Below are 13992 nucleotides of genomic sequence, written 5' to 3' on the forward strand. Positions count from 1 at the left end.
CGTCTTTCATTCCCCCTGACCTGTCACTTGTTCGGTTGTTTAACGCTCAAACAGGTTAATAGTTTTTTCATAGCCAAAAATTTCTATACATCTGTGATCGCGATCACCCTGATAACTTCATGTTGAATTTTTGTTGTCAAAATCCGCCTAAACCCTTTGTCTGACAAGATACTCTCCTTCCATCACCGAAGATAAGACCAGCTATTTTTCAGAATATGGCCCATATCACTGCATTAAGCGGCAAATAGCAGAACATATCGCCAAAAGCCAGCCCTGACGGGCCAGTACCAGTAGAAAAAACTACCTTTACTCATCGTATGAAATTTAACGCTGAATAACATTTGCATGACCCGATGATTATACCACTCCAGATATATGTAACAGATTATTACAAACGTATTGCCAGATGGGGCAGGATAGTGAACATTACCCGCCGTTTCTCCTCCCAATATAACTATAAGGCGTATGGACGACGGCCATCACGCTATGAACACCCCCGTTAATATGGGATGTAAAAAAAGAGGTATATGTGTCTACTGCAAACAATAAACCAACAGATGAAAGCGTGAGTCTTAACGCTTTTAAACAGCCTAAAGCGTTCTATCTCATCTTCTCTATCGAGTTATGGGAGCGTTTTGGTTATTACGGCCTGCAAGGGATCATGGCCGTTTACCTGGTAAAACAGCTGGGTATGTCCGAAGCCGATTCCATCACGCTGTTCTCTTCCTTCAGTGCTCTGGTGTACGGTCTGGTCGCTATTGGCGGCTGGCTGGGTGATAAAGTCCTCGGGACTAAACGTGTCATCATGCTGGGCGCCATCGTCCTGGCGATTGGCTATGGTCTGGTTGCATGGTCAGGGCATGATGCCGCTGTCGTGTATATGGGTATGGCGACGATTGCCGTCGGTAACGGTCTGTTCAAAGCGAACCCGTCCTCCCTGCTTTCTACCTGCTATAACAAAGACGATCCGCGCCTGGACGGTGCATTTACCATGTACTACATGTCCATCAACATCGGTTCGTTCTTCTCGATGCTGGCAACTCCATGGCTCGCGGCGAAGTTCGGCTGGAGCGTAGCGTTTGCGCTGAGCTTCGTGGGCATGCTGATCACCGTGGTGAACTTCCTGTTCTGCCGCAGCTGGGTTAAAGACTACGGTTCAAAACCTGACTTCGAGCCTGTGCATATGGGCAAACTGCTGGCCACCATCGTGGGCGTTGTTGTCCTCGCGGCAATTGCCACCTGGCTGCTGCACAACCAGGGTATCGCCCGTGCCGTTCTGGGCGTGGTTGCTCTTGGTATCGTGGTTATCTTTGCGAAAGAAGCGTTCGCCATGCAGGGTGCTGCCCGTCGCAAGATGATTGTGGCGTTCATTCTGATGCTGGAAGCGATTATCTTCTTCGTGCTGTACAGCCAGATGCCAACCTCACTGAACTTCTTCGCCATTCGTAACGTTGAGCACTCAATTCTGGGCATCGCGTTCGAGCCGGAACAGTATCAGGCGCTGAACCCGTTCTGGATCATGATTGGTAGCCCGATTCTGGCCGCTATCTATAACAAGATGGGTGACCGCCTGCCAATGCCGCACAAGTTTGCTATCGGTATGGTGCTGTGCTCCGGCGCGTTCCTGGTGCTGCCGCTGGGTACCAAATTTGCCACCGACGCGGGTATCGTCTCCGTTAACTGGCTAATCCTGAGCTACGCGCTGCAGTCTATCGGTGAACTGATGATCTCCGGTCTGGGTCTAGCGATGGTTGCACAGCTGGTGCCACAGCGTCTGATGGGCTTCATTATGGGTAGCTGGTTCCTGACCACTGCCGGTGCGGCAATCATTGCGGGTAAAATTGCGAACCTGATGGCTGTGCCGGAAAACGTCACTGACCCACTGGTCTCCCTGAACGTCTACGGTACCGTGTTCATGCAGATTGGTATCGCGACTGCCGTTATTGCAGTTCTGATGCTGCTGACCGCGCCGAAACTGAATCGTATGACTCAGGACGACGACAAGACGGCTGAAGCGACCAAAACCGCTACCGCATAAGATTATTGAGAAACGACGAGCCGCTAATGCATATTAGCGGCTTTTTTTTTATCCTTTCGCGCACTAACATAGCTGAAACCTCAGCAAAAAGGAGTTACCGATGAAACTGTTCTACAAACCGGGCGCGTGCTCTCTTGCTTCCCATATCACCCTGCGCGAGAGCGGCAAAGATTTCACGCTGGACGGCGTTGATCTGATGAAAAAGCGTCTGGAAAATGGCGATGATTTTCTTGCCATTAACCCTAAGGGACAAGTTCCGGCACTCTTGCTGGATGACGGTACTCTGCTGACAGAAGGCGTCGCGATTATGCAGTTCCTGGCCGATAGCGTGCCCGATCGCCAGCTGCTGGCGCCGGTCAGTACTATCTCTCGTTATAAAACGCTGGAATGGCTGAACTACATTGCCACCGAGCTGCACAAAGGCTTTACCCCCCTCTTCCGTCCGGATACACCGGAAGAGTTTAAGCCGACCGTGCGTGCGCTCCTTGAGAAAAAGCTGCAGTACGTTAACGAATCGCTGAAAGACGAACAGTGGATTTGTGGTTCACGCTTCACGATTGCCGATGCGTATCTGTTTACCGTGCTGCGCTGGGCGCGCGCGGTTAAGCTGAACCTGGAAGGGTTAGACCACATTGCATCGTATATGAAACGCGTGGCGGAGCGTCCTGCGGTGGCTGCGGCGCTGAAAGCGGAAGGGTTGAACTAACCGAGCGGCCTGTGTTGCCGGGTGGCGCTAACGCTTACCCGGCCTACACGTTTTGGACAGTTATAACCGGGTTGCGCTGAAATAGTGCTCCGGCTTCGCGATACGATCCTGTGCCGCAACCACCTGCAGTTCATATTCCTGCATCTCTTTCGTCGCAATCATGATCTCGTACACCGCCGCGGTAACGTGCTCCAGCGCGTCGCGTATTGTCGCCCCCTGCAGTAATTTCACCAGCAGCAGACCGCTGGTGACATCCCCAACCCCAACCGGCTGGCGCAGGCCGAAATCCACCAGCGGACGGCTAATATGCCAGGCGTCATCTTTCGTCACCAGAAGCATCTCAAAACGGTCCTGACTCAGCCCTGCGCGGGCGAGATGTTTTACCAGCACCACCTCAGGCCCCTGGGCTATCAGTTCGCGAGACGCGCTTACCGCCTCTTCTACGCTGTTAACCGGACGCTCGCAGAGGATCTGCAGTTCAATGAGGTTTGGCGCAATGATATCGCTGGCGGGCAGCGCGTGGCGGACGTGAAACTCTGCAACGCCCGGCGCCACGATGCAGCCTTTCTCCGGATGGCCCATGACGGGGTCGCAGAAGTATTTTGCCGACGGGTTTGCGGCTTTCACCTGTCGCACGATGCCGAGGATATGCTCCCCCTGCTCCGCTGAGCCGAGGTAGCCGCTCAGCACGGCGTCACAGCGTTTGAGCTGGTCGATATCGGCAATCCCCTGCACAACCTCGGTGAGGTGCGAAGGCGGCATTACGCAGCCGGTCCATTTGCCGTATTGCGTGTGGTTAGAGAACTGCACGGTATTAAGGGGCCAGACGTTGACGCCGAGGCGACGCATCGGGAATTCCGCGGCGCTATTGCCAGCGTGTCCAAAAACAACGTGGGACTGAATGGCGAGGATGTTCTTCATTTTTTGCTTACCAAACCCTGAAAAAACAAAAGGGGCGTGGTTTCCCACGCCCCTGGAGACTGTTACTTATTTCCAGCAGACAAGGCAGTAGTTTTTCTTACCGCGACGCAGCAGCGTGTAGCGTCCATACAGACGGTCGCCGTCAACGAAGGTGTATTCCGGGTCGGCCTGTTTCTCACCGTTGATGGTGATAGCGTTGGACGCGATGGTTTTACGCGCCTGACCGCGCGAAGGCTGGAGCTCAGAGTCCACCAGTGCCTGCATCAGGTCAGCCCCTTTTTCCATCTCAACCATCGGCACGCCGTCCTGCGCCAGCTGTTCGAAGTCCGCTTCGCTCAGATCGCTCAGGGTACCGTTGAACAGGCTTGCGGTAATACGTTTTGCCGCGGCCAGACCTTCTTCACCGTGAACCAGTTTGGTGACTTCGTCCGCCAGCACGTACTGGGCGCGCGGGGCTTTACCGCTGTTCTTGTCTTCTTCTTCCAGCGCGTTGATCTCTTCAATGTCCATAAAGGTGAAGAACTTCAGGAAGCGGTAAACATCGGCATCCGCCGTGTTGATCCAGAACTGGTAGAACTTGTACGGGCTGGTTTTCTTCGGATCGAGCCATACCGCGCCACCTTCGGTTTTACCAAATTTGGTGCCGTCTGCTTTGGTGATCAGCGGAACGGTCAGACCGAAGACCTGGTTCTGGTGCAGACGACGGGTCAGGTCGATACCGGAGGTGATGTTACCCCACTGATCGGAACCGCCAATCTGCAGGGAAACACCGTGCAGCTTGTTCAGGCAGGCAAAGTCATAGCCCTGCAGCAGGTTGTAGGAGAACTCGGTAAAGGAGATACCCTGGTCGTCACGGTTCAGACGCTGCTTCACGGCCTCTTTGTTAATCATCTGGTTAACAGAGAAGTGCTTGCCAATGTCGCGCAGGAAGGTCAGCACGTTCATGCTGCCAAACCAGTCGTAGTTGTTCGCGGCAATGGCAGAGTTATCACCACAGTTGAAGTCGAGGAACGGTGCAACCTGTTTGCGGATCTTATCCACCCACTCCTGCACGGTATCTTCGGTATTCAGTTTACGCTCAGCGGCTTTAAAGCTTGGGTCACCAATCAGGCCGGTCGCGCCGCCCACCAGCGCAACAGGCTTATGGCCCGCCATCTGGAAGCGTTTCAGGCATAACAATGGAACAAGATGCCCCAAATGCAAGCTGTCAGCGGTGGGATCGAAGCCGCAATAGAGCGCGATCGGGCCTTGCGCCAGTCGCTCTGCTAACGCTTCCTCGTCCGTCACCTGGGCCACGAGGCCCCGCTCTTGCAATTGTTTAATCAAGTTACTGCTTGCCATCAAATTCTCCATGTATAAACGACTGCACCTTTGCCGGTACACGACTTTTCGCCTGATGCGAAAGGACCATAGAATAAAGCGCAAGCGCGGTGTGCGCTAGCGCTTAAATCAACAAATTTCGGGGATTACGGTGCCAGTCTGTCGATTTTCCAGCCGCCATTCTCGCGCTGGTATAAAAAGCGGTCATGCAGACGATGTTCGCCCCCCTGCCAGAACTCCATCTGCTCAATCGGGATGCGGAACCCGCCCCAGAAGCTTGGCAGAGGAATTTCACCCTGCTGGAACTTCTGTTTCAGCTCCAGGAATTTACTTTCCAGCACGCCGCGGGCAGAAATGCGGCTGGACTGTTTTGATACCCAGGCGCCAATCTGGCTGTCACGCGGGCGACTGTGGAAATACTTCACCACTTCCAGCGTCGAGAGACGTTCCGCCTTGCCGGTGACCATGACCTGACGTTCCAGCATGTGCCAGGGGAACAGCAGGCTGATACGCGGATTGTTTTCTAAATGGTGCGCCTTGCGGCTGCCGAGGTTGGTATAGAACACCAGCCCTTTCTCGTCATAATGCTTGAGCAATACGATGCGCTGATACGGTTGGCCGTTTTCATCCACCGTCGCGACAACCATGGCCGTTGGGTCGGCGAGTTTCGCTTCGCAGGCCTGTTTCAGCCAGCGTTCAAAAAGCACGAGGGGTTCAGCGGGAAGATCCTGGCGACGCAGGCCGCCTTTAGTGTATTCACGGCGCAGATGCGCAATTTGCTGCAGTTCGTCGTTATCTGACATGGCGTTAGCTGACATTGAGAGTGGGTGGCGCTATTGTGCGCCGCCCCTGTAAAAATCTCAACGCTTCGGATTTTCGAGCTGGCAATTGTTCAGCACAATGCGGTCGCGTTTGTAGACCGTGGCACCGTCGCCTTTCGACCAGAAGACGTAGATACCATCGGTGTAGCGGGCGCCTGAGGCTGAAATGCCCTGCTTCAGCGTCAGCAATTTATTGTCGTAAACAAAACTGGCTTCCTGGCGTGGATTGTTGAGCTTCACAGTCAGCGGTTTTTCGTCGCAGCGATACTCCAGCGTATCGGTCTGCATGCGCTCAAGGAGCTGGTTATAGACGCTGCATCCTGACAGCAATAAAGGGGCGGCAATAAGAAGAAGTTTTTTCATGGGCGTATTCCGAAGACTTTCCTGGTCCTGAAGGGCATGGCTGCCCTCCTGTTTCGTTCCATTCTAACGACGACGCGCCGCGCTGAATTTCAGTTAACTCTGATTATGACGAGGATTTGCCGGGAAAATCGCCCCAAGGACGCTCGCCTCACGTGCACCGGTTACCGACGGCAAGTTGCCCGGCAGTCCGGCAATGGTGCGCCAGGCGAGCCAGGCGAAAGCCAGCGCCTCCATATCATCCCCGCTGATGCCGGCCTCATCGGTCGTGGTCACTTCTGTACCCGGCAGTAGACCCGCAAGACGCGCCATCACCAGCGGGTTACGGCTTCCCCCGCCGCACACCAGCAGGCGCTCACAGCCGCCGCTGAGCAGAACCTGTTCGGAGATCGACACGGCCGTGAGTTCGGCAAGCGTCGCCTGGACATCCTGCGGCGCAAGCGCCGGGAATGACGCCAGCTGGCGCTCAAGCCAGCTAAAGTTGAAATATTCACGCCCGGTACTTTTCGGTGCCGGTAAAGCAAAATACGGATCGCTCAGCATGGACTGCAGCAGCGGGATAATCACTTTCCCCCCGCTCGCCCACTCCGCGTTTTTATCATACGGTTGACCGCACTGACGCCAGATCCAGGCGTCCATTAACATATTGCCCGGGCCGGTATCGTAGCCGCGGACGGGCTGCCCAGGGATGAGCATCGAAAGATTGGCAATCCCACCAATGTTGAGCACCATGCGCCGTTCTGAAGGGTGCGCCAGTAACGCCTGATGGAACGCGGGCACCAGCGGCGCGCCCTGCCCGCCAAGGGCGATATCGCGCCGACGGAAATCGCCAACCACCGTCACGCCCGTCTTCGCTACAATCTGGTTGTTATCACCGATTTGCAGGGTATGTGGGGCATCTCCGCCGGGTTCATGCCAGACCGTTTGTCCGTGACACCCGATGGCCACCACATCCTGCGGGCGAAGATGTTCTTTTTCCATCAAAGCCTGCACCGCATCCGCAAACAGCGCCCCCAGGCGGACATCAAGTTGTCCAAGCTGGGAGAGAGTCAGCTGCTGCCCCTGACAGATGCTCAGAATATCCTCTTTCAGTGAAATGGGGATTGGCCAGGTCAGGCTCGCCTGCTGCGCCACCATGTTTTCGTCAATGGCGGCCAGAACGACATCTACCCCATCCAGACTGGTGCCTGACATCACACCAATGTAGCGACCCGATTTCATGCGCTTTCCTTACGTTGCGTGGGCTAAGGATATCCACTCAACCATAAACGGCGCAGCTTTGCCATCCGGCGATAATATTTTTTAACAATGTCAGACGGGTTACGCGGGCGGATCCTGTTTATGTCTCGTTAAGTCAAATTCAAGTACAATTTTCTTATTGTTAGTGCAAAGATATGAACTATGGTCGCTTATGCCATATAATTTAGCCATAACGGATGCCCCCAATCGGGCGTTTTTGGTGAACAGGAGATTCAAATGATTTTACGTGTACTGGGCGTTTCGCTGATTGGTTTAACTCTGGCTGGCTGTGTGAATGACAGTTCACTTTCTGGCGACGTTTACAGCGCTTCTGAAGCGAAACAGGTTCAGAACGTGACTTACGGTACCGTTGTTAATGCACGCCCTGTACAGATCCAGGGTGGTGATGAAAACAACGTGATGGGCGCGATCGGCGGTGCCGTGCTGGGTGGTTTCCTGGGTAATACCGTTGGCGGCGGCACTGGCCGCTCTCTGGCGACGGCCGCAGGCGCCGTTGCGGGTGGTGTAGCTGGCCAGGGCGTTCAGGGTGCGATGAACAAAACCCAGGGCGTAGAGCTGGAAATTCGTAAAGACGACGGCAGCACGATCATGGTTGTCCAGAAACAAGGCAGCACCCGCTTCTCTGCAGGCCAGCGCGTTGTTCTGGCAAGCAACGGAAGCCAGGTGACCGTTTCTCCACGTTAATTAAAAATGGATGTGGTCATCAGGCCACATCCATTTACATTATTTATCACTCCCACAAATATATTTACAAAATACATTCACCATATCCATTATTAACCTCGCCATATATTGTTTCTGCGCAAAGTATTTAGCGCGCTAATTGATTAAACTCTTCGCAATACCCTCACCTTAATTCATTATAAAGTCATTAAAGCCATATATGTTTGCGAATCATCGTTCTGTAAAAGGTCGTTATATCTCGTTCTGCCTGGGTTGCATTGCTGTTATCAGCATATTACACGCCCTGTTTTCAAAAATTGCCGAATGGGTTCCAACCTTTTCGTCTCACTTGTTCCCTACGCTCACCATATTTTTACTGGTGTTTGATCTGTTTATTGCCTGCTTTATGGCAATGAAATACTGGTGTGACCGAAAAAGGTTGTATCTGGTATCGCTTGCTTTTGCCTTTGCCGGGTCGGCATCGCTGATGGTCGGAACGCTGTGCAGCTTTCCCGCCTGGCTGGACCTCTATCAGTTCAATGCGGTGAACTACAACGATGCGATGATCTTCTATATGTTCCGCCATCTTATAATGGCGGTGTTAATAATCGTTTCGGCAATACTTTATACCACGCGCAATTGTCCCCTTTCACGGCCGGCGCATATCGCTATTGTGAGCGGCGGGTTTCTCTTTACCGTTTTTGCAGTAGGATTGGCCTGGATGTATTCCAGTCATTCTTCTTTTTTATCCATTGATCTTGTTGATAATGAAACCCGTGAGTTTATGGTTCTCTGGAGCCACTTCATTAATATTGCATTAATTGCACTCTGGGTGGTCACATTAGCCACGCTGATGTTTATTACGCGCATACGTAACTTATTCTGGGTGGGCGGTAATTTTCTGTGCGTCTGCTATATCGTCACGCTCTCAATGCTGTTAGTGGGTGGACATGTAGAAGATATCTCCTGGTATCGCGCCCGCTTATTTGAAACTGTCGCCACGCTGATAATCATTTTTGTTCTGCTCTACGATGTTTTCAGGCTGTATCGCGACTCACACGTTAAGTATCAGCAGTCCTACCAGAACTCCATTCGCGACCCGCTCACGCGCCTGTATAACCGCAGCTATTTTTATGAATCATTAAAGCAGGCGCTGGATATCGCCAAACCCAGCCGCCCGGTTTCCGTCATCGTCAGCGATCTCGATCGCTTCAAGCGTATCAACGACACCTACGGGCATCTTCAGGGCGACAAGGTCCTGCAGTTTGTCGCTAATCTGCTGATGGATTCAGTACGCCCGCAGGACATCGCGGCGCGTATCGGTGGTGAGGAGTTTGTTCTGATGCTGGCCAACACCTCATCAGACGCGGCGTACCAGGTAGCGGAACGCATACGGTTAAATCTGAGCAGCTTCGATAACGCCAGCAGCGGCGGTCAACTACCGGAGCCAATCACCATCAGCATGGGGGTGTATACGGCGACGTCTCCCGCGATAGCCGCAGAAACGTGCGTGGAAAATGCCGACAAAGCGATGTATGAAGCGAAGGAGACAGGCCGTAACCGCGTGGTCGTCTTTAAGTAAAAAAAAGGCCTTGCTGCTGCAAGGCCTTGTTGTTTGTCAGTCGCGCGACTGTAGCTCATGGATGTTTTGCTCAAGGCGCCCAATGAGGCTGATGAGCATTTCCAGCTCCGCCGGTGAAACGCCTGAGAGGATTTCACCGCGCGTCTTCGTAATCACGGCTTCCATTTCCGTGATGATAGGCGCCGCTTTCTCGGTGAGTTTAATCCGCTTGGCGCGACGATCGCTGGCGCAGGTTTGCCGCGAGATCAACCCCTTCTCTTCCAGCTGGTCAAGCGTGCGCACCAGCGACGGTTGCTCAATCCCTATCGCTTTTGCCAGTTGAATTTGCGACTGATCGGGCGGCAGCTGATGAATGTTGTGCAGCGTGACCCAATGCGTCTGTGTGAGTTCCAGAGGTTTCAGGCGATGGTCAATCAGAGCACGCCAGACGCGTACCAACCTTGCCAGATCAGAACCTAATGGCGATTCCAATTTCATCTCCTTATAATTAGCTTGCTAAGTTATTATACTGATTTTAGAATAGTGTGCAGCATTTGTATTGCCAAAACAAATGCAATACTGCATTCATCGAACTTAAAAGTATGACTTACACTGAATTGTGATGCTTCATCATACTAAGACAAGCCAACGCGGCATTCTGTTCACTGCAAAGGATTTCTGCCCGTGACGTTTTTTCATCGCTCGGAGGGTTTACCCCTTCAGGACCTGATCTTCGGTGCGTCAGTCTACTTTCCTCCCCTGTTTAAGGCCGTTCTGGTGGGCTTTATCCTCTGGCTCATCGCGCATCGTCTGCTTCGCGACTGGATGTACTCCGGCGAAATCTGGCATCCCATGCTGATGGATCTTTCCCTGTTTGCCCTTTCCGTATGCCTGGGCCTTGCCGTTTTGACTGCGTGGTGAATATGTCCCTGAAAACGCTAAAGTACTTTTCCACCCTGTTTGTCCTTGCCCTCGCGCTGGTTGCGGGATGGTGGATGTGGAATTTTTATATGCAGTCGCCCTGGACGCGTGACGGCAAAGTGCGCGCCGAGCAGGTCAGCATTACCCCTCAGGTATCAGGAAGTATTACGACGCTGTTGGTTAAGGATAACCAGTTCGTCAAAAAGGGAGACATTTTATTCCGCATCGACGACACTCCGTACCACATTGCGATCCTGAACGCCCAGGCGCAGTTGGCGAAAGCCCAGTCGGATCTGGCAAAGGCTAACAACGAGGCCAACCGCCGCCGCCACCTGTCGCAAAACTACATCTCAGCGGAAGATTTAGACACCGCCAACATCAACGTGAAGGCCATGCAGGCGAGCGTCAACGTGGCCGAAGCCACGCTGAAGCAGGCCCAGTGGGAGTTGACCCAAACGGTGATTACCGCGCCGGTTGACGGGTGGGTAACCAACCTTTCCGCTCGCGTTGGGAATTATGCAACCACGGGACAACCCGTTTTTGCCCTCGTCGACAGCCACTCCTTCTTCGTGGTGGGCTATTTTGAAGAGACCAAACTTCGCCATATTCGCGAGGGATCGCCTGCAGTTATTACGCTTTACAGCGGCTCTCAGAAGTTACAGGGTCACGTATCCAGCATTGGCCGCGCCATTTACGATCAAAGCGTCGAAACGGATTCAGGACTGGTGCCGGACATAAAGCCGAACGTTCCCTGGGTGCGTCTGGCCCAGCGCGTTCCGGTTCGCGTGGAGTTTGACCGTTTACCGCAGGACATTACCCTGGTGTCCGGCACTACCTGCACTGTCTCCATCGGAAACCAGTGATGAAGCTGCAGGGTCTCTCCTGGCAAAACACGCCGTGGATGAAAGCGACGCGTCCCCAGTGGCGGTACGCGCTACGTAACGGCATTGCCATGTGTCTTGCGCTGACTGTGGCTTATTACCTGAACCTGGATGAACCCTACTGGGCGATGACGTCTGCGGCGGTGGTCAGTTTTCCAACGGTCGGCGGGGTGATCAGTAAAAGCCTTGGCCGTATCGCAGGCAGCCTGCTGGGCGCCACCGCGGCGTTAATTATCGCCGGCCATACGCTGAACGATCCGTGGCTGTTCCTGCTGAGCATGGCCGCATGGCTGGGGTGCTGTACCTGGGCCTGCGCCCATTTTACCAATAACGTCGCCTACGCTTTCCAGCTGGCGGGCTATACCGCCGCCATTATCGCCTTTCCGGTGGTTAACGTGCTCGACACCACCGAGCTGTGGGATATTGCACAGGCGCGCGTCTGTGAAGTGATTGTCGGGATCCTCAGCGGCGGCTTCATGATGATGATCCTCCCCAGCACATCCGACGGCACCGCGCTCATCACCGCGCTAAAAACCATGCATACCCGGTTACTGGAGCACGCGAGCCTGCTGTGGCAACCGGATACCAGCGACGATATCCGCCTCGCGCATGAAAAGGTTATCGGGCAGATCCTGACCATGAATCTGTTGCGCATTCAGGCGTTCTGGAGCCACTACCGCTTTCGCCGCCAGAACACCCTGCTTAACTATCTGCTGCATCAGCAGCTGCGCATGACCAGCGCCATCTCCAGCCTGCGCCGGATGCTGCTCAACTGGCCGACGCCGCCTGAAAATACCCGAGCCGTGATTGAAACGCTGCTCGCGGCCCTTGCGCGCCCGGATGCGGACATCTATACCGTGGCGCGGATTATCGCTCCGCTCGCGCCGGCTGACGAGTACGACTACCGCCATCGCGCCTTCTGGCAGCGTCTGAACTACTTTTGCCGCCTGTACCTGCGCAGCAGCCGCTGGATTAGGGCCGTCGAAAACGCGACCCCATTAACGGAGTTCAACGTCCCCGGCAGCCCGGCTCTTGCGCGCCATACCGACTATCTGGAAGCGCTGTGGAGCGGTTTTCGCACCTTCTGTGCGCTGATGCTGGTGGGGGCGTGGAGCATTACCACCCAGTGGGAGTCCGGTACGGCGGCCCTGACGCTTGCCGCCATCAGCTGCGTGCTTTACTCCGTCTCGGCCTCGCCGTTTAACTCGCTTACGCTGCTGCTGCGCACGCTGGTGCTGCTGTCGCTGTTCAGCTTCGTGGTGAAGTTTGGCCTGATGGTGCAGATAAGCGATCTGTGGCAGTTCCTGCTGTTCCTGTTTCCCCTGTTGACCACCATGCAGCTTCTGAAGCTGCAAATGCCTAAGCTGGCGGGCCTCTGGGGACAGCTGATTGTCTTTATGGGCTCGTTTATCTCCGTGACGAATCCACCGGTTTATGATTACGCCGATTTTCTCAATGATAACCTTGCGAAGATCCTTGGCGTGGGGCTGGCGTGGCTGGCTTTTGCGGTGTTGCGTCCCGGATCCGATGCACGCAAGAGCCGCAGGCATATTCGGGAGTTACGCAGAGGGTTTGTCGATCAGCTCAGCCGTAAACCGCATCTGAGTGAAAACGAGTATGAATCGCTGGTTTATCATCACGTCAGCCAGCTGAATAACAGTCAGGACGCGCTGTCCCGGCGCTGGCTGCTGCGCTGGGGCGTGGTGCTGTTGAACTGCTCGCACGTGGTCTGGCAGCTTCGCGCGTGGGAAACGCGTTCCGATCCGCTGTCGCAGGTTCGTGATGTTTGCATCTCCCTGCTGCGCGACGTAATGAGCGAGCGAGGTGTCCAGCAGCGGCCGCTGGAAGCCACGCTGAATGAACTGCAGCGGATCTGCGATACGCTTGCACAGCATCATCTGCCCGCAGCCCGAGATTTGGCCTCGATAATCTGGCGCCTGCACTGCTCGCTCTCGCAGCTGGAACAGGCACCGCCGCCGGGAACGATTGGGGATCAGATCACGCCGCACGCATAGCGTGCCCCGCCGCCGCCGAGCGGTTTAGGCCGATCGGACATATTGTCGCCGCCGACATGGATCATCAGCGCCTTGCCTTTCACCTCATCCAGCTTTTTCAGTCGCGGCGCGACAACGGGCTCGGTGGCTTTACCGTCGTTATTGACCACCAGCACGGGCAGATCGCCTAAATGCCCCATTCCCTCCGGGCCTTCATGCTTGCCGGAATGCTGCGGATCGAGGTGCCCTCCTGCCGCTTCCGCCGCCGACGGTTTACCTTCTTTTAAAGCGGGCTGACAGCTGCCTTTGGCATGAACATGGAAACCATGTTCACCGGGAGGGAGGGCTTTGAGGTTGGGGGCAAACTCCAGCCCTTTATCGGTTTCAGTGATTTTCACCGTTCCGATGGACTGACCCACACCCTGTGGGGTGACGAGATTCATTTCCACTTCGTCGCTGGCTGCCTGCGCCCCTGCGCAAACAACCAGCGTGACCAGTGCCAGAGCAAAACGCTTCATATGACCTCCGCGGGTTATTTTTTGCCCC

The 13992-nt window shown here is 54.5% G+C and carries 14 protein-coding genes; 7 read left to right on the top strand and 7 right to left on the bottom strand.

Going from position 1 to position 13992, the window contains the following annotated elements; genetic code table 11:
* Positions 1-529 precede the first annotated feature (529 nt).
* The gene (gene dtpA, locus NUX24_RS06740; protein ID WP_033145330.1) at positions 530-2038 is read left to right on the top strand and encodes a dipeptide/tripeptide permease DtpA; all 1509 of its coding nucleotides are present in this window, start codon (positions 530-532) and stop codon (positions 2036-2038) included.
* 100 nt (positions 2039-2138) lie between these two features.
* Positions 2139-2744: a glutathione transferase GstA gene (gene gstA, locus NUX24_RS06745; RefSeq protein ID WP_214575624.1), complete on the top strand. Its 606-nt coding sequence runs from the start codon at positions 2139-2141 to the stop codon at positions 2742-2744.
* A 60-nt stretch (positions 2745-2804) separates the two neighbouring features.
* On the opposite strand, the gene pdxY is transcribed toward gstA, so the two are convergent.
* From pdxY to anmK, 5 genes are all read right to left on the bottom strand, one after another.
* Positions 2805-3665 carry a pyridoxal kinase PdxY gene (pdxY, locus tag NUX24_RS06750; RefSeq protein ID WP_257830443.1) on the bottom strand — a complete coding sequence of 287 codons (861 nt, stop codon included), beginning with the start codon at positions 3663-3665 and terminating at the stop codon, positions 2805-2807.
* A gap of 66 nt (positions 3666-3731) precedes the next feature.
* A complete protein-coding gene (gene tyrS, locus NUX24_RS06755; protein WP_047648003.1) occupies positions 3732-5006 on the bottom strand; it encodes a tyrosine--tRNA ligase in 1275 nt (424 codons plus the stop codon).
* 125 nt (positions 5007-5131) lie between these two features.
* Positions 5132-5788 (bottom strand): pyridoxamine 5'-phosphate oxidase, encoded by a 657-nt coding sequence (gene pdxH, locus NUX24_RS06760; RefSeq protein WP_024909355.1) that lies wholly within the window; start codon positions 5786-5788, stop codon positions 5132-5134.
* Positions 5789-5845: 57 nt separating this feature from the next.
* Positions 5846-6169: a C-type lysozyme inhibitor gene (mliC, locus tag NUX24_RS06765; protein WP_126328356.1), complete on the bottom strand. Its 324-nt coding sequence runs from the start codon at positions 6167-6169 to the stop codon at positions 5846-5848.
* Positions 6170-6262: 93 nt separating this feature from the next.
* Complete coding sequence (gene anmK / locus NUX24_RS06770) at positions 6263-7387, bottom strand: anhydro-N-acetylmuramic acid kinase (RefSeq protein WP_257830449.1); 1125 nt, start codon at positions 7385-7387, stop codon at positions 6263-6265.
* Between the two features lie 255 nt (positions 7388-7642).
* On the opposite strand from anmK, the gene slyB reads away from it, so the two are divergent.
* Both slyB and NUX24_RS06780 read left to right on the top strand, forming a co-directional pair.
* Positions 7643-8110 carry an outer membrane lipoprotein SlyB gene (gene slyB, locus NUX24_RS06775; RefSeq protein ID WP_008500578.1) on the top strand — a complete coding sequence of 156 codons (468 nt, stop codon included), beginning with the start codon at positions 7643-7645 and terminating at the stop codon, positions 8108-8110.
* 199 nt (positions 8111-8309) lie between these two features.
* Positions 8310-9671: a GGDEF domain-containing protein gene (locus tag NUX24_RS06780; RefSeq protein ID WP_257830451.1), complete on the top strand. Its 1362-nt coding sequence runs from the start codon at positions 8310-8312 to the stop codon at positions 9669-9671.
* A gap of 36 nt (positions 9672-9707) precedes the next feature.
* Here the strand turns inward: NUX24_RS06780 and slyA are convergent, their stop codons facing one another.
* Positions 9708-10148: a transcriptional regulator SlyA gene (gene slyA / locus NUX24_RS06785; protein ID WP_024909359.1), complete on the bottom strand. Its 441-nt coding sequence runs from the start codon at positions 10146-10148 to the stop codon at positions 9708-9710.
* Positions 10149-10334: 186 nt separating this feature from the next.
* Here slyA and NUX24_RS06790 point away from each other — a divergent pair, with 186 nt between their 5' ends.
* From NUX24_RS06790 to NUX24_RS06800, 3 genes are read left to right on the top strand one after another with little or no spacing between them, the layout of a single operon-like run.
* Complete coding sequence (locus tag NUX24_RS06790) at positions 10335-10571, top strand: DUF1656 domain-containing protein (protein ID WP_126328353.1); 237 nt, start codon at positions 10335-10337, stop codon at positions 10569-10571.
* 2 nt (positions 10572-10573) lie between these two features.
* Positions 10574-11434, top strand: a complete 861-nt coding sequence (locus NUX24_RS06795; RefSeq protein WP_257830454.1) for an HlyD family secretion protein — start codon at positions 10574-10576, stop codon at positions 11432-11434.
* Positions 11434-13467, top strand: coding sequence for an FUSC family protein (locus NUX24_RS06800; protein WP_257830461.1), 2034 nt, complete (start codon positions 11434-11436; stop codon positions 13465-13467). The genes NUX24_RS06795 and NUX24_RS06800 overlap by 1 nt, the downstream gene beginning before the upstream one ends.
* On the opposite strand, the gene sodC is transcribed toward NUX24_RS06800, so the two are convergent.
* Positions 13446-13964: a superoxide dismutase [Cu-Zn] SodC gene (sodC, locus tag NUX24_RS06805; protein WP_257830464.1), complete on the bottom strand. Its 519-nt coding sequence runs from the start codon at positions 13962-13964 to the stop codon at positions 13446-13448. The two genes, NUX24_RS06800 and sodC, sit on opposite strands and share 22 nt — an antisense overlap.
* Between the last annotated feature and the right edge of the window lie 28 nt (positions 13965-13992).

The sequence above is a fragment of the Enterobacter sp. HG048 genome (assembly GCF_024702055.1).
Classification (GTDB): Bacteria; Pseudomonadota; Gammaproteobacteria; order Enterobacterales; family Enterobacteriaceae; genus Enterobacter; species Enterobacter dykesii.